Consider the following 20,699-nt stretch of genomic DNA (forward strand, 5'->3'; position numbering starts at 1 on the left):
CCAATGCGTTCTACGTCTTCTTGGTGATACGGCGGTAGAGGCCCACGAGCCCGGCGGGCCAGAAGATCAGGACGAGCGCCAGCACCGATCCCAACACGATCTTGTTCCAGTCGCCGCCGAGCGACAGCAAGTTCTGCTGGACAATCAGGACGGCGGTGCCGATCAAGGGGCCGAGCAGGATACGGCGCCCGACCAGCACGATCGCGGTGAGCATCATGACGAGGAAGTAGGACTCGAACATGTCGGGGCCGACATAGGCGCGCTGATAGGCGTAAAGCCAGCCGGCAAGCCCGGTGATCGGTGCCGAGATTACGAACACGGCGAGCCTGATCCGGCGCGGATCGACGCCGAGGCTTGCGGCCAGCGCGGGGTTCATCTGTACCATCAGCGCGGTGGTGCCCAGCCGCGAGCGGCGGAAGCGCGCGATGAAGGCGAGGGTGAGCAGCAGCAGCGCGAAGGCGATCGGCCAGAGATCTTCCTGCATCGCGCCGGAGAAGTTGGTCACGAGCAATGGGAGCTTCAGCGGCGGAATGCCGACGATGCCGTCGGACCCACCGACGGCGTCCCAGTTGAATGCGATCTCGTAGGCGACCACGGCGGCCGCATAGGTCACGAGGGAGAACACGAACTCGCGGGTCCGCAGGGTGACGGCGCCGAGGAACGCTGCGGCCGCGAGGCACAGCGCGATCGTCGCGGCCGCCGTCGCCCAGCCGTTCAGGCCGTATTTGACCGAGAGGTTCGCGGCCGCATAGCCGCCGATGGCCCAGAACACGGTGTGGCCGAGGCTGACCTCGCCGAGATAGGACAGCACGATGTCGGCGCCGTAGCACATCACCGCGAAGATCGCGATCGTGGTCAGCGTGGAATAGGCGACCGAGGTACCGCCGAGCAGGCGCGGCAGGAAGAAGCCGATCACGACCAAGGCCGCGACTGCGGCGAGGCGCAGGAACGGGATCGAGGCGGGCTGCGGGGATTCGATCGCGGTCATTTGGTTGCAAGCCCCGCGGGACGGATCACGAGCAGCGCCAGCAACAGCGCAAAGGCCGCCGCTGTCGTATAGGCCGGTGCGACGAACGCGCCGAAGAAGGCGGTGAACAGGCCGAGCCCGAGCCCGGCTGCGAGCGCGCCGCCGATCGAGCCGATGCCGCCGAGCACGACCACGACAAAGGTCATGATGACCTCGTTGAAACCCATGCTGGTCAGGATCGGCGAGCGGGGCGCCACCAGCGCCGCCCCCAGCGCGACCGCGGAGCATTCGAAGACGAAGACGCCGAGATAGACGAACTTTGCGTTGATCCCGAACAGCTCTGCGAGCTTCGGGTCCTCGGCGACGGCGCGGATGACCGAGCCGAAGCGGGTTCGCTGGGTGAACAGCCAGACTGCGCCATAAAGAAGAAGGGTGACGACCAGCACCAGCACGTCCTGCCAGGTGAACCAGAGCGGACCGATGTCGATTTTGGCGCGCGCCAATGTTCCGGGCAGAGTCTGTGGATTGCCGCCGAAGATCAGCGCGCTGCTGCCCTGCAGGACGTAGCCGAGGCCGAGCGTCACGATCATCAGGCTGGTGAGGTTTTGCGTCATGACCAGGCGCATCATCGCGCTCTGCATCAGGAGGCCGATGACGCCGAGCACGATGATCGCCACCAGAATGGCGAGCGGGTAGGGCAGGCCCAGCCTGGTGATGGCGTACCAGGTGACGAAGGCGCCGAGCATGTAGAGCTGGCCATGGGCGAAATTCACCAGCCGCGCGACGCCGAGCAAAATGGTCCAGCCCAGCGCGATGCAGGCATAACCGGAGCCAAGCACGATGCCGTTGATGACCTGCTGCGCGATATTCATGCCGGCGTTCCATCGGCGATGGTGCCGAGATAGGCCTCGATGATGCGATGGTCCGCGGCCATGACGTCGGCAGGACCTTCGCCGACGATCTTGCCGCGTTCGAGCAGGTAGAGGTGGTCGACCACCTTCAGAGCCGCCTTGACGTTCTGCTCGACCAGCAGCACCGGCAGGCCGCGATCGACCAGCAGGCGGATGCGGGAGAGCAGGTCGGTGATCAGCCGGGGCGCGAGGCCCGCGGAAGGCTCGTCCAGCATCAGGACGCGCGGGCCGGCGAGCAAGGCGCGCCCGACCGCGAGCATCTGCCGCTCGCCGCCGGAGAGCGCCGCGCCCTTGTGCGAGCGCCGCTCGGCGAGGCGCGGGAAGAACTCGAAGACCTCGGGGATGGTGAAGAGATGCCGGCCGGTCGTGTCCGCGGGCGGCCGCACCAGTGCCAGGTTCTCGTCGACGGTCAGCTCCGCAAAGATGTTCTTGCCTTCCGGCACCAGCGTAAGGCCGCGCGCCACCCGCTCGTGCGCGGCGAGTTTCTCGATGCTGCGTCCTTCGAGCTGGACGCTGCCGGTGACCACGGCGCGGCCACGGGACCAGCCGGCGAGCGCATTGACCAGCGTGGTCTTGCCGGCGCCGTTGGCGCCGACGAGGCCGACCATTCGCCCCGCGGGCACGCCGATATTGACGCCTGACACCGCGACATTGCCTGCGTAGCGGACCGAGAGACCGTCGCTCTGGAGTACGCCGCTCATTCGTCGCGTCCCAGATAGGCTTCGCGCACGCGGGGATCGCGCTGGATGTCAACAGGCGTTCCCGTCGCCAGCATCGCACCCTGGTCGATCATGACGATGCGATCGGCAATCGACATGATGAGGTCCATGTGGTGCTCGATGACGACGAGGGCGAGGTTACGCTTGCGCAGACCAATCAGGACGTCGGCGAGCTTCTTCATGTCGCCGCCGCTGAGGCCGGCCGCGGGTTCATCGAGCAGGAGCACCTTTGCGCCGGTGCCATAGGCGAGTGCGACCGAGAGCAGGCGCTGCACGCCGTAGGGAATGTCGCCGGGAATCTGGTCGTGGTACTGCCGGGCGATGCCGAAGAAGTCGAGCAGTTGTGCGGCCGCCAGTTCGGCTGCGCGGCGCGTGGTGGCCTCGCGCCAGGGCGCGAACAGGGATGTGGCGAGATCGGTCGAGAAATCGCGGAAGATGGCCGAGACCGCGTTCTGCAGGACGGGCAGCTCGCCGAAGAACGAGTTCTGCTGAAAGGTGCGGCGCAGGCCGCGGCCGGCGAGGTCGAACGTCCGGAGCGCCGAGACGTCGGCCTTGTCGAGGAATGTGCGGCCGCGATGGGTGACGGCATTGGTGACGGCGGCAAAGCAGCTGCTTTTTCCCGCGCCGTTCGGGCCGATGATGCCGAGGATCTCGTCGTTATGGACTGACCAGCTCACGTCGCGCAGGGCGACGAGCGCGCCATACTGCACGGTCAGCCCTTCGACGCGCAGCACCTCGCTCGCGCCGCGACGCGTTTCCCCGGAACTTGCCACCCGGCCGTCCATCCCTTGTTGTCCCGGCCGCGCTGACGGCAACCGGTCCTTTTTGGCGAGGCAGCGCACGGCAATCGATGCGGGATCAAATCGCAGGAGAGAGCCAGCCTCGCGAGAGGCAAGGTATTGCGCGCCAACTCTGAAAACTTGTGCTGACTGGTTGTCAGACCAGAGACGCCTCCGCTGCAGCGCGCTCAACCTTGACGACGCGGCACGGTATTTTCTCCCGCAATGGTACATACAAAACCGCAATAGCTGATAGACGGAACCTCGTCTGGCGATCATCCGGGCTGTGGGCTATGAACCCTGGAGTTGCGCCGCGGCGCAGCCCATGACCCCCTTGAGGAGCCCCCGATGCGTCTTCCCATCGTTATCCTGGCCGTCACCTGTCTTGCGGGCGCAGCTTCAGCCGAGGATCTGTCCGGCACGCTCCAGAAGGTCAAGGAGACCAAGAAGATCACGCTGGGCTATCAGGAGGCCTCGGTCCCCTTCAGCTATCTCGACGGCAACCAGAAGCCGATCGGCTTCGCGATGGATATCTGCCTCAAGATCGTGGATGCCGTGAAGAAGCAGCTCGGCATGCCCGACATCGCCGTCGACACCCTCGCCGTGACGTCGTCGAACCGGATCCCGCTGATGGTCAACGGCACCCTCGATCTGCACTGCTCGGCGACGACAAACAACGCCGACCGCCAGAAGCAGGTCGCCTTCACCAACACGCATTTCCTCAGCGCGACCCGGTTTGCAGCCAAGAAAGCGGCGAAGATCAACACCATCGACGATCTCAAGGGCAAGGCCGTCACGGCGGTGGCAGGCTCGGTCAATCTGAATCAGCTTGCCAAGGTCAACACCGAGCGAAATCTCGGCATCAGAATAATGCCGGCCGTGGATCAGGCCGAAGCGTTCCTGCTGCTGGAAACCGACCGCGCTCAGGCTTACGCGCTCGACGACGTCCAGCTTGCGGTCGCGATTGCGCGCTCGAAGGAGCCGGCGCTGTTCATGATCAGCGAAGAGACGTTCTCGAAGGCCGAGCCCTTCGGGATCATGCTGCGGCGGGAGGATGCGCCGTTCAAGGCGCTGGCGGATCGCGCGACCGCGGAGCTTTACGCGAGCCCGGAGATCGAGGTGCTCTACAGGAAGTGGCTGGAATCGCCGACCCCGCCGAATGGCCTCAACTACAATGTCCCGATGTCGGCGGCCTTGCGCAACGCCTTCAAGAAGCCGAGCTCGAGCGCCGATCCCGACGTCTACGTGGTGAACTGAGGCGAGGGCGCTAGCGCGTCCGGGGCGTGTCCAGCAGCTGGCCCGCCAGCGCCGCGCCGATCGCCGCGATCGCGGCCATGGCGAGCGCCCAGGTCGCGAACAGCCGATGACCGATCAGCGCGCCGCTCAGGAGCGGTGCGCTGATATTCGCGCCCGACATCAGGGACTGGTTGAGGCCCATGATCATGCCCTGGCGGTTGATCGCGGTCGAGCGCGACAGCTCCGCCGTCAGCGTGCTGCGCGCGAACATGGTGCCGACGATGATCAGTGTCAGGTTGATCGCGAGCAGGCCGACATTGTCGCGGGCCGCAAGTCCGGCAAATCCGAGACCCATGCAAGCGAACGCGGCCATCACGATGCTGCGGTCTGACGCGATGATGCTCACACGCGTGATGAGCAGTCCCTGAACCACCATGTTGATGAAGCCGGCATAGGCGAACATCCAGCCCAGCTCGCGCGCGCCGAAGGGATGTCCGTCCCAGGAGAACCGCGCCGACAGGAACAGGCCGATCTGCGACAGGAACATCGAGTTGACGAAGAAGAACACGATGAGCAGGCCGAGCAGCCGCCAGGCATAGCGCATGCCGAGCAGGCTGCGGGTCAGCGTCGGCTCGGGCACGCGATGCTGGTAGAGCGGCTCGGACGCCGGGTGATCCGGCGGGAGCAGGGCGATCGTCGCAACGATGCTGATCAGCGATAGCACGGCCGCGGCCCACACCGGCGCGGTCTGGCCGTAGTGCACGAGGAAGCTCGAGAGAGCAGGGCCGAGCAGCAGTCCGGTTCCGATCGCACCGCTGGTCATGCCGAGGGCCTGCTTGCGCGTTGCCGGCGCGCTGTGCTCGGCGGCATAGGCGTGAGCGACCGAGATGTTGCCTGAGGTCAGGCCGTCGATGATGCGCGCCAGGAACACCAGCGTCAGGTTGCCCGCCAATGCGAGCAGGATGAAGCCGATGAAGGTGCCGATCTGGCTGACGACCAGAACCTTCCGCCGGCCGTAGCGATCCGAGAGCATGCCGACCACGGGGCCGGCAACGAGCTGACAGACGGCATAGGCCGAGATCAGCGCGCCGAGCAGGAACGGCGTTGCGCCGAGTCGCTGCGAGTAGAACGGCAGCAGCGGCAGGATGATTCCCATGCCCGTGGCGTCCACAGCGACGACCACGAAGGTCGGGACCAGCGTCAGCGTGCTCTCGCCCGCTATCGTCTCCCTTGCTTCGGTCGCGGAACCCGGTCCCATCCAGCGCTGTCCTCGTTCGCATTTGCGTGATCGATTGCGATACGTCGGATTATATAGTTGCAGGCTAATAGTTCGCGTCCTATCAAATTGCATGGCTCCCTCGCAGGCGCATATCCACGGCGAGATCGGCCGGCTCATCGCACGTCTGGCCCGCATCTGGCGCCGCGAGTCGGATCAGGCGCTGTCCGATCACGGCCTGTCCTATGCGACCGCGATTCCGCTGCTGGTGCTGTCGCGGCAGGGCGAGAACGTGCGACAGGGCGTGCTCGCCGACGAGCTCGGCATCGAGGGGCCGTCGCTGGTCCGGTTGATCGATCTGCTCGAGGCCGAGGGGCTGGTTGAACGTCGCGAGGATCCAAGCGACCGCCGTGCCAAAACGCTACATCTGACCAAAGCGGGCGAGGCGAAGGTCGAGGAGACCAACCGGGTGCTGCGCCGGGTACGGGCGAGCCTGCTCAAGGATATCGGTGCGGACGAACTTGCGATAACCTTCGAAACTCTTCAGCGCATCGAGCAGCGGGCCAGTCGCCTGCAGGACACCAAGACCGGTCCAGAGACGAAATAGCATGCGCGCAGACGAGCCGTTCCTGGTCCGCCACGCGGACGTCATTTTTGCGTTGAAGACGTTTGCCGCGTCGATGCTGGCGCTCGTCATCGCATTCGCCATGGACCTGCCGCGGCCCTATTGGGCGATGGCGACGGTCTACATCACCTCGCAGCCGCTCGCGGGCGCAACCAGCTCAAAAGCGTTCTTCCGCGTCATGGGTACGCTGGTCGGCGCCACCATGACAGTGGCGCTGGTGCCGAACCTGGTCGATGCACCGGAATTGCTTTGCCTCGCGATCGCGCTCTGGGTCGGGCTCTGCCTCTATCTGTCGCTGCTGGATGGCACGCCGCGCAGTTATGTCTTCATGCTGGCGGGATACACGGTCGCGTTGATCGGGTTTCCTTCCGTCTCCGAGCCCGGCGCCATCTTCGATACTGCCGTTGCGCGGGTGGAGGAGATTTCCCTCGGCATCATCTGCGCGAGCCTCGTCTCCACCATCGTCTTTCCTCGCAGCGTCGCGCCAGCCGTTGCCAATCGCGTCGACGCATGGCTGTCGGATGCGCAGCGCCTGAGCCAGGCGGTGCTGCTTCGCCAGGGAACGAGTGAAACGCGCCGCGGCAGACGACTCAAGCTTGCGACCGACATCGTCGAGATCGACACGCTGTCCACTTATCTTGCGTATGACCGGCTGACCGATCGCAATGCGGTGACTGGCCTCGGCGAGATCCGGCTGCGCATGCTGATGCTGTTACCGGTGATCGCGTCGCTGGAGGATCGGCTGGCGGCGCTGGGGGAGGAGGCGTTGCGCCGGCAGCCCGAGCTGAAGCGGCTGCTGGAGGATCTTGCGCAATGGATTGCGAGTGACGTCGGCGTGCGGCAACCGGCCGAGCCGATCCGCGCCATGATTGCAGAGCGACAGGCGGTGCTCGATGACAGCGCCTCATGGGAGCGGATCATCACCACGAGCCTGCTGTTGCGGCTGCGCGAGTTGGTCGACCTGTCGCACGACTGCCGCGTGCTCAGCGAGGCCATCGCCAAGAGCCGCAATGTTTCGACGCTCGATCTGGCCTTCCGTTCCGAGGCCGGTGCCGCGCCGGTGCGCCATCGCGACCGCGGCCTTGCCTTGTGGTCGGCGGCCGGCGCGGCCACGGCCATCCTGATCTGCTGCGCGTTCTGGATCGGGACCGGCTGGCCCGACGGCGCCTCGGCGCCGATGATGGCGGCGGTCGCGTGCTCCTTCTTTGCCGCGCAGGACGAGCCCGCACGTTTCATCCGCAGTTTTGGCCTGTGGTCGCTGGTCGCCATCGTGGTCGTCGCGATCTATCTGTTCGCGCTGGTCCCCGCGATCTCCCATATCGAGGTTCTGATCGTCGCGCTGGCGCCGACCTTCCTGCTCTACGGCTTCCTGATCGGACGGCCCGCAACGGCGGGAACAGGCATGGCGCTCGCGGCCAACACCGCAACGCTGTTGGCGCTGCAATCGACCTACAGCGCGGATTTCGCATCCTATGCCAATTCCGCGGTCGCCTTCTTCGTCGGCGTCGTCATCGCCGAGCTCGTGACGCGGATCGCGCGTGGCGTGGGCGCGGAGTGGGTCGCCCATCGCCTGGTGCTGTCGAGCTGGAAGACGCTCGCTGTCGCGGCCGAGCGCCGCGGCAAGCATGATCGGGCAGAGTTTGCGGGCCTCATGCTGCATCGGCTCGGGCTGCTGGTGCAGCGCATCGCCTTCCTCTCCGAGAGCGATCGCCACGATGCCGACAGCCTCGTGCAGCTTCGAATCGGGATCAATATCATCGACCTGCGCCGCGCCCGCTATGGGCTTGCCGCAACCACCATTGCAGTCATCGACGACATGCTTGATCAGCTCGCGATCGCTTGCCGCAGCCATGCCGGTGGAGGAATGCCGACCGAGCTGTTGACCAGCGTCGATCGGGCGCTGGCCAAGGCGGTGACGGATCCTAATGACAACGCGCGCGAAGACGCTCTGATCGGCCTCGTCGGCATCCGCCGCGGCCTGTTCCCGGACGCACCGGCCTACCGGCCGCGTACAGGCGAGAGTGTTGCCGCATGAGATACGTGATCGACATCTATGGCGTGCTCGTGCCGGCGCTGCTGCTGTGGATCATCGTCGCCTACGTCCTGAGCGCGATCCTGCGCCGGCTCATGCAGCGCTTCGACCTCTACCGGCTGGTCTGGCACCGTGCGCTGTTCGATTTCGCGATTTTCGTCTGTCTTCTCGGCGGCGTCGTCTATCTCTCGGAGTTTTTGCCATGAAGGGGAATTTCGCCTGGTTTGGCCGCCTTGCGCTGACCGTTCTCGCCGTCGTCGCCGCGCTTGCGGTCGGCCGTGAACTTTGGGTCTATTACATGGAGCAGCCCTGGACCCGCGACGGCCGCGTCCGCGCCGACGTGGTGCAGGTCGCGCCTGACGTCTCCGGGTTCGTCACGGAGGTGCTGGTCAAGGACAATCAGAAAGTCCATCGCGGCGATGTGCTGTTCCGGATCGATCGCGAACGTTTCGCGCTGGCCTTGCGGCAAGCCGATGCATCGGTGGCGGGTCATCAGGCCACGCTCGACCAGGCCAATTCCGATTTGAAGCGCTACAGCGCGCTGACGACCGACGCGGTGTCGCAGCAGAAGCAGGAGCAGGTGTTGGCCACCCAGCTCCAGGCCAAGGCGGCGTTCGATCAGGCCGTCGCCGACCGCGCGGTCGCGCAGCTCAACCTCGATCGCAGCGAGGTCCACGCCTCCGTGAACGGCGTCATCACCAACATGGATCTGCGTCCCGGCGCCTACGTCACGGCCGGTAAGGGCGTGATGGCGCTGGTCGACACGGACACGTTGCATGTGGAGGGCTATTTCGAAGAGACAAAGCTCGCGCGCATCCGCATCGGCGACAAGGTGCGGGTCCGCCTGATGGGCGAGACGGTCACGCTGTCGGGCCATGTCGAGAGCATCGCCGCCGGCATCGAGGACCGCGACCGCGCCGAGGGCGCGAACCTGCTTGCCAATGTCAACCCGACCTTCAGCTGGGTGCGGCTCGCCCAGCGCGTCCCGGTGCGCATCGCGCTGGACAATGTCCCCGACACCATGTCGCTCGTCGCCGGCCGCTCCGCGACGGTAGAGGTATTGGACTAACGCAACGAGCCCATGGATCACGCCTCGCTTGGGGAAAACCGCCAACAAGCGTTTCAATGCCAAATCGCAAGGCTAATCCTGACGCGCTTGTGTGAGTCGGGGGACCGTATGGGCGTTTGGTTTTTAGTCCTGGCAGCCTGCGTCGTCGGCGCGTTGCTCCTTTTGGCATTCTGCCGATAGAGCCGACAGCGGACGCAAATGTTGCTGCGAAGCATCAGCCAGCCGTTGAATAGCGGTTCCAGACCGATGGTTTTTGACTGTGCATGGATGACCGCGTTCACTTCCGGGATCGGAGGCGGACATGAGCTGGTTGTTTGTGTTTCTCATTGCCGCGAGCGCAGTCGTTTTGATCGCCCATGCGATTGACGCGATGCGTTCCTGATACTGCCTGCGACTCGGTTTCGTCGGTAGCTAGGTAAGCGACGAAATTGTTCCGAGGCGGGCGAGTGTCAATTTGAGGAACCTGGTCCTTCAGGCCAAGGTTGTCACAGCAGGAGGAATACGATCATGCTTGCGTTCTATCTGCCGATCATCATTTTCGGAGCGATGCTCGAAGCGATTTCGAAGCAAAATGTGTCTGCACCCATCCAGGAGCCGGCAAGCATCGATTAGACTCCGATGCTCAGGCGTTCGGCTCGTGACTGACGAACCAGCGTCTGCTCAGGCATTCGAGTATTTCTTCAGCTCGAAGCGCGCGATCTGGTTTCTGTGGACTTCGTCCGGCCCATCGGCAAGCCGCAGCAGGCGCGCGGTCGCGTAGGCCTGGGTCAAGCCAAAATCGTTCGAGGTGCCGCCGCCGCCGTGGGCCTGGATGGCCCAGTCGATGATCTGGCAGGCCATGTTGGGAACGGCGACCTTGATCATCGCGATCTCGGCTTTGGCGACCTTGTTGCCGACCGTGTCCATCGCATAGGCGGCGTTGAGCGTCAGCAGCCGGGCCTGCTCGATCATGATGCGGGCTTCCGCGATTCGCTCCTGCGTCACGGTCTGCTCCGAGACCGGCTTGCCGAAGGCGACGCGGCTGCGCACGCGGCGGCACATCTTTTCCAGCGTGCGCTCCGCCAGGCCGATCAGCCGCATGCAGTGATGGATGCGGCCGGGGCCGAGGCGGCCCTGTGCGATCTCGAAGCCGCGGCCTTCGCCCAGCAGCATGTTCTCCTTGGGCACGCGCACATTGGTGAAGACGACCTCGGAAGCGCGGTCGGGCACGCCGTAGAAGCCGAACACGGGCAGGGGACGCTTGACCTCGATGCCCGGCGTGTCCATCGGCACAAGGATCATGGATTGCTGCTTGTGCCGATCCGGATTATCCGGATCGGTCTTGCCCATGAAGATGCAGATCTTGCAGCGCGGATCGGTCGCGTTGGTCGTGTACCATTTCCGCCCGTTGATGACGTAATGGTCGCCGTCGCGCACGATCGAGCTTTCGATGTTCGTCGCATCGGATGATGCGACCGCGGGCTCGGTCATGGCGAAGCAGGAGCGGATTTCGCCTGATAGCAGTGGCTTCAGCCAGCGCTCCTTGTCCTTCTCCGTGCCATAGCGCTCCAGCACTTCCATGTTGCCGGTGTCGGGTGCCGAGCAGTTGAACACTTCGGGCGCCAGATGCGTGCGCCCCATCACCTCGCAGAGCGGGGCATATTCGAGATTGGTGAGACCCGCGCCGTGGCCGGATTCCGGCAGGAACAAATTCCAGAGACCCTCGGCGCGCGCCAGCGGCTTCAGCTCCTCGACGACGGGATAGACCTTCCAGGGCCCGAGCTCCTCCGCTTCGCGATAGAAGCGCTCCTCGTTCGGGTAGACGTGCCGGTCCATGAAACTTTCGAGCTTGCGCTTGAGCTCGACGACTTTGGGCGACATTGGATAGAGCATCTCGGGTCTCCTTGATCGACGGACGTCGGCTAGCCGATTTCGAGATAGTCAGGATCGGCCAGCTTCGGGAAGGGCGAGGTCGGCAGCGCCTGGTACCAGAACGCGACCGAGGCGATGTCGTCCTGCAATGGAAGATACTTCGCCTCCTTGACGCCCGGTAGCCAGCCCAGCGCCTGGATCGTCACGCGAAGATCGGAGCGGAAGCGCACGGGATCGGGGATGTGCCAGCGGTATAGGCCGAAGCGTTGCTGCGATTTGTAGACACCATCGGGACGGATCACCTGCGGCAGTCCGGCATAGGGCGTGGTGAATTCCTGGTAGCGGGATTGCCCCTGGCCGGAATGCGCGACATAGGGATCGAAATTATAGGCGCCGCAGAAATAATCCTCGGTGCCGGTGCCGCAGATGGTCGGGAACGCGCCGTCGCCGTCGATGAAGAACTTGATCTCGCCTTCGCCCCACCAGCCGTTGTTGTTGACGCCCCACGCCATATAGGTGCCGACATAATGGCCCGCACCGCTGACGCCATCGAGGATGGTGTAGACCTCTTTATACGGCAGCGGGTTGGTACGCCGGAACTGCGCATGGAAATAGGCGCAGTCCTCGGGCACCTCGGTGAGCGCGTAGTTGATCTGGTAGTAGACGGTGAGTTGCTCCTCGCTGCGGTTCTCCAGCGTGAAGCGCGCGCGCGTGCGGAACGGCATCTCCCAGTAGCAGTTGAAGGCGCGGCCGGGATTGACGCAGACCGCGAGCGAGGACACCTGCGCGAACTCCTCCCATCCGCAGGCGAAGAAATCGCCGGCCGGGCATTCCACGCTTGGCAGCATTTGGTCGTCCCAGTAGATGCGCAGGATCGAGTGGCGAAGCCGTCCGCGCGCCAGCGTCATCCAGATCTGCTGGATCGCGCCCTGGCCCTGAATGTCGCCGAGCGTAAAGGTCGCACCGGGCTCGATGACGACATAGGGCGAGATCTTCCAGCCCTGGCCGAGATCGCGGGCCTGGCGTGCGGCGGGGCCGTCGAGGGACATGCCGCCCTTGCCCTTCTCGCCGGTGAAATTCTCGGGGCTGATCGAGCGCGTCTGCGCATTCGACAGGCGCGACAGATTGCCGAGATGCAGGCCCAGTCCGGAAAACGCCATGCTGTCCTCGATCCCTGGAGTTAGCGACACCTCGATATATCGCCGTCGAATCTACCAAAAGATGAAGACCGCGCACGGCAGGGTGCGCGCACTTCAGGCGACGCGGTACTCCCTGAACTTCTCGCGTAGCGCGGATTTGAGCACCTTGCCGGTGCCGGTCATCGGAAACTCGTCGAGGAATTCGACGGCGTCGGGCATCCACCAGCTCGCAATCTTCGGGCGCATGTGGTCGAGCAAGGTCTTGCCGTCGACGGTCGCGCCCTTCTTGCGGACGACGAGGAGCAGCGGACGCTCCTGCCATTTCTCATGGTTGATCGCGACCACGGCGGCTTGCAGCACGTCGGGGTGGGACAGGGCGACGTCCTCGAGCTGGATCGAGGAGATCCATTCGCCGCCGGACTTGATCACGTCCTTGGAGCGATCGGTCAGCGTGACGTGGCCCTGTGGATCGATTACGGCCATGTCGCCGGTGATCAGCCAGCCGTCGCGGTCGAGACCCTCGTCGAGCTTCATGTAGCCGGAGGCGACCCAGGGGCCACGGGCGCGCAAATGGCCGACGGTCTTGCCGTCGCGCGGCAGCTCGTTGCCGCCGTCGTCGACGATGCGCAAGGATGTGCCGAAGCAGGCGCGGCCAGACACCTGGCGCCGGTCGAATTTCTCCTTGTCGCCGAGATGTTCGGAGCCGGGCCGCAAGCCCGGCATCGAGCAGCCCAGGGCCTCGGTCATGCCCCAGGCCTGGATGTAGTCGATGTCATAGTCGCGCTTCAGCTTCTCGACCATCGCGCGCGGCGGCGCCGAGCCGGACGACAGCGTCGCGCGCAGGGTCGAGAATTTGTTGCCGGTGCGCCCCAGCCAGTCGAGCAGGATCAGCCAGAAGCTCGGCACGCCGGCGGAGAGCGTCACCTTCTCGCCTTCGAGCAGCTCATAGAGCTTGTCGGGCTCATAGTTGCGGCCGGGCAGCACCAGCTTTGATCCCGTGTAAGGCGCGGTGAACGGCATATTCCAGCCATTGCCGTGGAAGAGCGGCGCCATCGGCATCATGACTTCGCGCACGCCCTCGAGATGTCCCGGCAGGAAGTCGAAATTGCAGCAGGTCATGGTCTGCAGGATGGCGGCGCGGTGCGAGTAGATCACGCCCTTGGGGTTGCCCGTCGTGCCCGACGTGTAACAGATGGTGGATGCGGATTTTTCGTCGAACTCCGGCCAGGCGAAGCCGGCCTCGTTCTCCTTTTCCAGAAGTTCCTCGTAGCAATGAACGTTCGCAAGCTTTGTCTCCGGCATCCGCTCGCGCGAGGACATCACGACGTAGGCCTCGATCGTCTTGAGCTGCGGCGCGATCGCCTCGACCAGCGGCAGCGTGGCGCGGTCGATGAACAGCAGCCGGTCCTCGGCGTGATTGATGATGTAGATGAGCTGCTCGGGGAACAGCCGCGGATTGATGGTGTGCAGCACATAGCCCATGCCGGGCGCGGCATAGAACATCTCGAAATGCCGGTGCGTATTCCAGGCCAGGGTGCCGACGCGGTCGCCTTGCTTCATGCCGAGCCGCTTCAGAGCCAGCGCCATGCGCTTGATGCGTGGATGGGCGTCGGCGTAGGTGTAGCGATGGATGTCGCCCTCGATCTCGCGCGCGACGATCTCGGCTTCGCCGTGATAGTCCGCGGCATACTGGATCAGGCCGCTGATCAGGAGCGGCATGTCCATCATCAATCCCTGCATGGTCTCCTCCGCAGCCACGTTGTTGCGTGGCGTGTGCTTGTGATTTTCGTGCGAGGTTAGCGGAACGTCACGGGACGTTCACGCAAAAAGCGAGCGACGCGATTGCATGCGTCACTTTTTCGGGGCTAACTGATCCGAAGCAGCGTCCGCCGTGGAGGAAATCGATGTCAGCGGAAAGACACAAGACCGGTGCAGCCGGCGAATCTACGGTCGATATTTCCGCACTCCGTGCGCGCTATCGCGACGAGCGCGACCGCCGCCTGCGCGCCGAGGGCAAGGCGCAATATGTCGAGGTCGCAGGCGATTTCGGCCGCTACCTCGACGATCCCTGGGCCGATCCCGGATTTGCGCGCGCAGCTGTCAGCGAACAGACCGAAGTTCTCATCGTCGGCGGCGGCTTCGGCGGCCTGCTCTGCGGCGCGCGCCTGCGCGAGGCCGGCATCGAGGATTTTCGTATCGTGGAAAAGGCCGCCGATTTCGGCGGCACCTGGTACTGGAATCGTTATCCCGGTGCGGCCTGCGATACCGAGAGCTACATCTATCTGCCGCTGCTGGAGGAGACCGGCTACATGCCGGTGCGCAAATATGCGCGCGCGCCCGAGATCTACGAACACTCCCGCCGCATCGGCCGTCACTTCGGCCTCTACGAGCGCGCGCTGTTTCAGACGATCATCTCGCGGATGGAATGGCAGGAGCAGGAGGGACGCTGGCTGGTCGAGACCGATCGCGGCGATCGCATCCGCGCACGCTTCGTCATTCTCGCCGGGGGCCCGCTGAGCCGTCCGAAGCTGCCGGGCATTCCCGGCATCGAGACCTTCAGGGGACACAGCTTCCACACCAGCCGCTGGGACTATGGCTACACCGGCGGCACGGCCGAAGGCGGTCTCACCGGTCTGGCCGACAAGCGCGTCGGCATTATCGGGACCGGCGCGACCGCCGTGCAATGCGTGCCGCATCTCGGCCGCTCGGCGAAAGAGCTCTACGTCTTCCAGCGCACGCCATCGGCGATCGGCGTGCGCGACGACCGTCCGACGGACGCAAGCTGGGCGCAGAGCCTCAAGCCCGGCTGGCAGCGCGAGCGCATGGACAATTTCACTGCGGTGATCTCCGGCGAGCCGTTCGAACGGGATCTGGTGCAGGACGGCTGGACCGGCCTGCTTGGCGAGATCCTGCTGGCGCCGCGCCGCCAGCCGCAGCCGGTGACCTCGCTCGAAGAGGCGCTGAAGGTCATCGAGCAGGCTGACTATCGCAAGATGGAAGAGATCCGCGCGCGCGTCGATACCGTCGTGAGGGACGAAGCAGCCGCGGCGGCGCTCAAGCCCTGGTACAAGGCGTTCTGCAAGCGGCCATGCTTCCACGACGAATATCTCGACACCTTCAATCGTCCCAACGTGCATCTGGTCGACACCAAAGGGCAGGGCGTCGAGCGCATCACCGGGAACGCCGTCGTGGTCGACGGCAGGGCCTATGAGCTCGATTGCCTGATCTATGCGAGCGGCTTCGAGGTCGGCACCGATTACGCCCGCCGCATGGGCTTCGAGGTTTACGGCCGCGACGGCGTGAGTCTGTCCGAGCGATGGTGCGATGGCGTGAAGACGCTGCATGGCTTCTACAGCCGCGGCTTCCCGAATTGCTTCCTGATCGTCACGGTGCAGGCCGGTCAGAGCGCTAATTTTCCGCACATCATCGACGAGCAATCGCAGCACATCGCCTATGTGATCGCGGAGGCGCGCAAACGCAAGGCGCGGACGCTGGAGCCGACGCTCGCCGCCGAGAACGCCTGGGTCGAGGAGGTCGTCAAGGCCGCGCTCGGCCGCCAGACCTATCTGGCCGAATGCACGCCGGGCTATTACAACAACGAGGGCGTGTTCGATCCGATCGCGGCGAGAAACAGCCAGTACTGGCGCGGGCCGGTGGCGTTCCTGCGGTTGCTCGACAAATGGCGCAAGGAAGGCAATCTGGATGGCCTGGAATTGACTGAGGGGACCGAGGCGGACGGCTCTCAGGTTCCGGCTTCAACGGCATGATCCGGGCCCCATCGGGCGCGACGCGGCTCTACGTCATCGTCGGCGATCCCATCGCGCAGGTGCGCTCGCCGGCAGGCGTAACGGCCGCCTTCGCCGCGCGCGGCCACGACGGCATTCTCGTGCCGGTCCAGGTTTCGTCTGCTGACCTTGCTGACTTCCTCTCGGTGGCAACGCGGCTGAAGAACCTCGACGGCATCGTCGTGACCATCCCGCACAAGTTCGCCTGCTATCAGGCCTGCGCCAGTGCGACCGAGCGCGCACATTTCCTGCGCACCGCGAACCTGATGCGCCGGCGCGCCGACCGCTCATGGCATGGCGACATGGTGGACGGGGTCGGCTTCGTCGGTGCGGCGCGGGCGAAGGGGATCGACCCCCAGGGCATGCGGGCACTGCTGGTCGGCGCCGGCGGCGCAGGGTCGGCCATCGCACTTGCGCTGGTCGAGGCCGGCGTGAGCGATCTCGCGATTCATGACAGCGCGCCCGAGCGCCGCGACGCACTGATCGGCCGGCTCAACGGGCTCGGCAGAACGCGCGTGCGGGTCGGCACCGGGGATCCCGCGGGCTTCGATTTCGTCGCCAATGCGACGCCCGCCGGGATGAAGGAGGGCGATCCGCTGCCGGTCGATGTCGCGCGGCTCGCGCCGACGGCCTATTGCGGCTGCGTCACCACAAAGCCCGAAGTCTCGCCCTTCATCGCTGCCGCCCGCAGGATCGGCTGCGTGACCGGGACCGGTACGGACATGTACGAGCAGCACCAGGGCATCATGGTGGATTTCCTGCTCGGCCGCGACGGGGAAGGCTAGGCGGTCGCCCCGGTGTCAAGGCACAGGTTGCGCCCGATGGGGCTTGAGCGATCAGGGCCAACGTAGGATCATGGGCCCGCGCGAGCCGGTCGCGCACGTTTATGTGAGAGGACCAGGGAATGACCAAGGGCAGGACCGTTGCGACGGCCATGATCGGCGCTGCAGCGCTGCTTCTCTCGCTGGCGCCCATGTCCCTGATACCCATGGCCGAGGCCGCGCAATGCGGCAGCTCCCCGGCTGGCTTTGAGGCCTGGAAGCGCGAGTTCAGCGCGGAGGCGCAGGGCAAGGGCGTCGGCCAGACCGCGCTCGCGGCGCTGATGCAGACCAATTACGCCGGTGCCACGATTGCGGCCGACCGCGGCCAGCGCAGTTTTTCGTTGACGCTCGACCAGTTCCTCGCCAAGCGCGGCGCCACCACCATCGTGGCCAAGGGGCGGCAGCTCAAGCAGTCGCAGGCTGCCTTGTTCGCCTCGATCCAGCAGCGCTACGGCGTCCCGCCGGGGCCGCTGATCGCGATCTGGGGCATGGAGACCGGTTTCGGCAGCCAGCGTGGCAACCAGAACATGCTGTCGTCGATCGCGACCCTTGCCTATGACTGCCGCCGTCCCGAGTTCTTCACCGACCAGCTCTATGCGGCCCTCAAGCTGATCGACCGCGGCACGCTGTCGGGGGCGACCCGCGGCTCCATGCACGGCGAGGTCGGCCAGACCCAGTTCATGCCCAAGAACATCCTGGCCTATGGCACCGGTAATCTTGAGGTTGCCGCCAATGCGCTGAACTCAACGGCGAATTTCCTGAAAGCTCATGGCTGGCGCGCAGGAGCCGGTTACCAGCCGGGCGAACCGAATTTTGCCGCTATCGAGGCTTGGAATGCTGCCGGCGTCTATCAGAAGGCAATCGCACTGATGGGACGGCAGATCGACGAGGGAGGCGGGGCGGCCGCGTTGCGTTGAGGCCGCATGAAGGTTCGGCCGCGCACGAGAAAGTTCTTGCGTTGAGGAACTGACGGCACGAGGTTTGCTTTGATCGGGGGCAGGGCTGGCATGAGGAGACTCAATATGGCTACCCAGATCGTGATGGACCAGACTGGCGACACGCGCCACGAGTTTGATCCTGACAATGCCGAAGCGCTGGCGCGAGCCGAACGGCGCTTTCGTGAGCTGACCGGAGCGGGCTTCACCGCCGCCTATCGAACCGGACCCGGTGAAGTCACCCGTATCAAGTCATTCGATCCGACCGCGCACGAAACGCTGTTCTATCCCCGCCTGGTCGGCGGTTGATCTGAGCTGCTCATGATCGCGGCAGTTTGGCTCCGTGCGCCGGCGCGTGCGCGTCTGCACGCGCTGCGCGAGCTTTATCGGCGCTTCTTCGGCGAGAACACGCCGGATGCCCGCGGCCGCCGGCTTTTGGCCGAATGGCTGTCGCCGGAGCAGCGCGCGCAATTCGAGCAGCATCGGTATTTCGATGTCATCGGCTGCGATACCGGCAAGAGGTATCGCATCCACTACGGCACGGCCGCCAATGTCCATGAGATCGACGACGAGGGGCGTGCGGCGATGGGATGGTGCTTCGTCCCGTCAGGCTTTCTCGTGCCCGGCGACGTGATGCTGGCGCAGAAGGTCGCGCTCGAGACCGACGAGAACGCGGCAATCGCGCTCGCCAACCGGTTTCCGCCGGCCACGCACTCGGAGCACTTTTACCGGCGCCCGTTCTAGCGGCCGGCGGGCGTACCGATCAGGAGTGCGTGGTGCGGTAGGCATCCAAAGCATGTGCCGCGAAGACAGCTACGCTGCAAAGGGCGAGCACGGCTGAGATCAGCTCGATCATAGCTCATCCTCCCGCAGCGGCTGGGAGACGAGATTTTGGCAGCAGGCATAATCCAGCATCAGGTCGAGGAAGAATTGCATAGTCGCCGTCCCTGTATGATTTTGATAACTAGATAACCGGCCATCTGTTTCAGGCGTGTTTCGTCGTTTTGGGAAACGGGTTTCGCGGGGAACCCGGGGCGGGTTTGTGCACCGCAGACCCGCTACATCCCGCGCTGCTCAGTCCTTCAGCCGCGCCTTTCCGGGGGGCGGCAAGTCATATTGCGAGGCAAAATCATGGCGCAGGTCGAGTGGTTCGACGATCTCACCATCGGAATGCGGTTCAAATCCCCCGAGGTGCAAGTCACCGAAGCCGACATCAAGCGCTTTGCAGCAGAGTTCGATCCGCAGCCGATGCATCTCGACCACGAGGCCGCCAAGCAGACCCTGTTCAACGGCCTGGCTGCATCAGGATGGCACACCGCCGCGATCGCCATGAACCTCGCGATCCAGGCCCGCCCGTTCGGCCCGCATCCACTGATCGGCGCGGGCGTCGACGGCCTGCGCTGGACCATCCCGGTACGGCCCAATGACCGCCTGCATCTGGTCGGCGAGGTCATGAGCCTGACGCCGTCGAAGTCGAAGCCGCAGGGCATCGCGCTGGTGAAATGGACCATGTTCAACCAGAACGGCGAGGAGGTTTACACCTTCACCCCGATCGCCATCATCCCCAGGCGGGTGTAAGGCCGGCGACGTCAGCACCGGCGGGATCAGCCTCCTCGAGCCCTTGCGGGTCGCAGGCCGAGGTGGTCATCTCCGCGTGGGGAACGCTGGAGGCTGACATGAGACGATTCCTTCTTGCCGCTTTGCTGACCGCGGGCGCCCTGGGCGCAGCCGTCTCGAGCACAGGGCCGGCGTTCGCGCAGCAATCCAGGGTCGGCGACTGGACCATCGAGAAGCGCGCGCAGGACACGCATTGCAATGCGAGCCGCGGCTACAAGGACAAGGAAGACGAGAACCGCAACTACGTCATCGTGATCACCTATTCCGAGAAGGCCATCGTGATCGTGATGATCTATGACGGCTGGGAGTGGGACAAGGTCGGCGAGATCCTCCGGGCCGACGTCGGCACCGATGACGCCGACATCATGAAGAAGGCGAAGTGGGAGGTCATGGACAAGACCACCGTGCGCGGCATCTTCGAATACGACCAGACGATCATGGACCGGCTGTCGAAGGCCAGGCGCCTCTCGCTCGATTTCGAGGACGATGACGAGGACAGCATCGAGATGCAGATCCCGCGCGCCGGCGAGGCGCTGGCCGCGCTGAAGTTCTGCGAGGAGAACCGGAAGTAAAGTGCCGCGCCGCGCACAGCGCGCGCGATCGAGCAAGCAGCGCGAGGGCGCGTGACCCACAGCACACAGCCCGCGCGCTGTTCGCTTTTATCCTAGTCTTTGGCGAAAACGTCCAAGCCGCACCCTGCGGTTGACGTTACCCAAGGACGATGTTCGATATTCTGGCATCTCGCTGCACTGCTTTTTCCACGCCGAAGGCGACGATCGACCGCTCCGTCGCCTCTGCCAATCTCCAAAGCGCAAGCTCCCGTCGTCACCGGGGCAGCACGCCGGTCGCATCGTTCTTCCGATGCCCCGCGGGTCACTTCAAATTACTCCGGGTGTGGTCAGTCAAATTCCTCCACCCGCGAGGCAGGACAAGGGACTGTTAGTTTGAGTTTGTTTCCCGGGCAAGAGCTTCAGCGGCTTCTTTGAGCCGATAGCTG

The 20,699-nt window shown here is 64.7% G+C and carries 20 protein-coding genes; 12 read left to right on the top strand and 8 right to left on the bottom strand.

All coding sequences use genetic code 11. From position 1 onward, the window contains the following. Positions 1-10 precede the first annotated feature (10 nt). The 4 genes from QJT78_RS09410 to QJT78_RS09425 are packed head-to-tail and all read right to left on the bottom strand — an operon-like array spanning position 11 to position 3,370. Positions 11-988: a branched-chain amino acid ABC transporter permease gene (locus tag QJT78_RS09410; RefSeq protein WP_028146637.1), complete on the bottom strand. Its 978-nt coding sequence runs from the start codon at positions 986-988 to the stop codon at positions 11-13. After that, positions 985-1,839 carry a branched-chain amino acid ABC transporter permease gene (locus QJT78_RS09415; protein WP_028146636.1) on the bottom strand — a complete coding sequence of 285 codons (855 nt, stop codon included), beginning with the start codon at positions 1,837-1,839 and terminating at the stop codon, positions 985-987. Before QJT78_RS09415 ends, QJT78_RS09410 begins: the two co-directional genes overlap by 4 nt. Further along, positions 1,836-2,579 carry an ABC transporter ATP-binding protein gene (locus tag QJT78_RS09420; RefSeq protein ID WP_028146635.1) on the bottom strand — a complete coding sequence of 248 codons (744 nt, stop codon included), beginning with the start codon at positions 2,577-2,579 and terminating at the stop codon, positions 1,836-1,838. The genes QJT78_RS09415 and QJT78_RS09420 overlap by 4 nt, the downstream gene beginning before the upstream one ends. Next, on the bottom strand, positions 2,576-3,370 hold the full coding sequence (locus tag QJT78_RS09425; RefSeq protein ID WP_240537511.1) for an ATP-binding cassette domain-containing protein: 795 nt from the start codon (positions 3,368-3,370) through the stop codon (positions 2,576-2,578). Before QJT78_RS09425 ends, QJT78_RS09420 begins: the two co-directional genes overlap by 4 nt. 354 nt (positions 3,371-3,724) lie before the next feature. Here QJT78_RS09425 and QJT78_RS09430 point away from each other — a divergent pair, with 354 nt between their 5' ends. After that, the gene (locus QJT78_RS09430; RefSeq protein ID WP_028146634.1) at positions 3,725-4,633 is read left to right on the top strand and encodes an amino acid ABC transporter substrate-binding protein; all 909 of its coding nucleotides are present in this window, start codon (positions 3,725-3,727) and stop codon (positions 4,631-4,633) included. Between the two features lie 10 nt (positions 4,634-4,643). Here QJT78_RS09430 and QJT78_RS09435 read toward each other — a convergent pair whose 3' ends face one another. Then, positions 4,644-5,870 (bottom strand): MFS transporter, encoded by a 1,227-nt coding sequence (locus QJT78_RS09435; protein WP_028146633.1) that lies wholly within the window; start codon positions 5,868-5,870, stop codon positions 4,644-4,646. A 91-nt stretch (positions 5,871-5,961) separates the two neighbouring features. On the opposite strand from QJT78_RS09435, the gene QJT78_RS09440 reads away from it, so the two are divergent. From QJT78_RS09440 to QJT78_RS09455, 4 genes are read left to right on the top strand one after another with little or no spacing between them, the layout of a single operon-like run. Continuing rightward, on the top strand, positions 5,962-6,435 hold the full coding sequence (locus QJT78_RS09440; RefSeq protein WP_028146632.1) for a MarR family transcriptional regulator: 474 nt from the start codon (positions 5,962-5,964) through the stop codon (positions 6,433-6,435). A 1-nt stretch (position 6,436) separates the two neighbouring features. Next, positions 6,437-8,488, top strand: coding sequence for an FUSC family protein (locus QJT78_RS09445; RefSeq protein ID WP_028146631.1), 2,052 nt, complete (start codon positions 6,437-6,439; stop codon positions 8,486-8,488). Further along, the gene (locus tag QJT78_RS09450; RefSeq protein ID WP_028146630.1) at positions 8,485-8,691 is read left to right on the top strand and encodes a DUF1656 domain-containing protein; all 207 of its coding nucleotides are present in this window, start codon (positions 8,485-8,487) and stop codon (positions 8,689-8,691) included. The genes QJT78_RS09445 and QJT78_RS09450 overlap by 4 nt, the downstream gene beginning before the upstream one ends. Next, positions 8,688-9,554 (top strand): HlyD family secretion protein, encoded by an 867-nt coding sequence (locus QJT78_RS09455; RefSeq protein WP_028146629.1) that lies wholly within the window; start codon positions 8,688-8,690, stop codon positions 9,552-9,554. Before QJT78_RS09450 ends, QJT78_RS09455 begins: the two co-directional genes overlap by 4 nt. A 660-nt stretch (positions 9,555-10,214) precedes the next feature. Here the strand turns inward: QJT78_RS09455 and QJT78_RS09460 are convergent. The 3 genes from QJT78_RS09460 to QJT78_RS09470 all read right to left on the bottom strand — a co-directional run bounded on the left by QJT78_RS09460 (position 10,215) and on the right by QJT78_RS09470 (position 14,284). Continuing rightward, complete coding sequence (locus QJT78_RS09460) at positions 10,215-11,426, bottom strand: acyl-CoA dehydrogenase family protein (RefSeq protein ID WP_028146628.1); 1,212 nt, start codon at positions 11,424-11,426, stop codon at positions 10,215-10,217. 29 nt (positions 11,427-11,455) lie between these two features. After that, entirely contained in the window at positions 11,456-12,565 is a 1,110-nt protein-coding gene (locus QJT78_RS09465) for a glycoside hydrolase family 172 protein (RefSeq protein ID WP_028146627.1), read from the bottom strand. 93 nt (positions 12,566-12,658) lie between these two features. After that, positions 12,659-14,284, bottom strand: coding sequence for a long-chain fatty acid--CoA ligase (locus QJT78_RS09470; RefSeq protein ID WP_028146626.1), 1,626 nt, complete (start codon positions 14,282-14,284; stop codon positions 12,659-12,661). Between the two features lie 164 nt (positions 14,285-14,448). Here QJT78_RS09470 and QJT78_RS09475 point away from each other — a divergent pair, with 164 nt between their 5' ends. The 7 genes from QJT78_RS09475 (at position 14,449) to QJT78_RS09505 (ending at position 20,274) form a co-directional block, all read left to right on the top strand. Further along, positions 14,449-16,311: an NAD(P)/FAD-dependent oxidoreductase gene (locus QJT78_RS09475; protein WP_028146625.1), complete on the top strand. Its 1,863-nt coding sequence runs from the start codon at positions 14,449-14,451 to the stop codon at positions 16,309-16,311. Continuing rightward, entirely contained in the window at positions 16,308-17,114 is an 807-nt protein-coding gene (locus QJT78_RS09480) for a shikimate dehydrogenase (RefSeq protein WP_028146624.1), read from the top strand. The genes QJT78_RS09475 and QJT78_RS09480 overlap by 4 nt, the downstream gene beginning before the upstream one ends. A gap of 119 nt (positions 17,115-17,233) precedes the next feature. Next, positions 17,234-18,067: a lytic murein transglycosylase gene (locus QJT78_RS09485; RefSeq protein WP_028146623.1), complete on the top strand. Its 834-nt coding sequence runs from the start codon at positions 17,234-17,236 to the stop codon at positions 18,065-18,067. Positions 18,068-18,172: 105 nt separating this feature from the next. After that, complete coding sequence (locus QJT78_RS09490; protein ID WP_028146622.1) at positions 18,173-18,394, top strand: hypothetical protein; 222 nt, start codon at positions 18,173-18,175, stop codon at positions 18,392-18,394. Between the two features lie 12 nt (positions 18,395-18,406). Then, positions 18,407-18,829 (top strand): hypothetical protein, encoded by a 423-nt coding sequence (locus QJT78_RS09495; RefSeq protein ID WP_014496048.1) that lies wholly within the window; start codon positions 18,407-18,409, stop codon positions 18,827-18,829. Positions 18,830-19,216: 387 nt separating this feature from the next. Then, on the top strand, positions 19,217-19,663 hold the full coding sequence (locus QJT78_RS09500; RefSeq protein WP_014496047.1) for a MaoC family dehydratase: 447 nt from the start codon (positions 19,217-19,219) through the stop codon (positions 19,661-19,663). A 98-nt stretch (positions 19,664-19,761) separates the two neighbouring features. Then, positions 19,762-20,274: a hypothetical protein gene (locus QJT78_RS09505; RefSeq protein ID WP_028146621.1), complete on the top strand. Its 513-nt coding sequence runs from the start codon at positions 19,762-19,764 to the stop codon at positions 20,272-20,274. Positions 20,275-20,699: the final 425 nt, after the last annotated feature.

Source organism: Bradyrhizobium sp. Mp27, from assembly GCF_029953005.1.
GTDB classification, from domain to species: domain Bacteria; phylum Pseudomonadota; class Alphaproteobacteria; order Rhizobiales; family Xanthobacteraceae; genus Bradyrhizobium; species Bradyrhizobium barranii.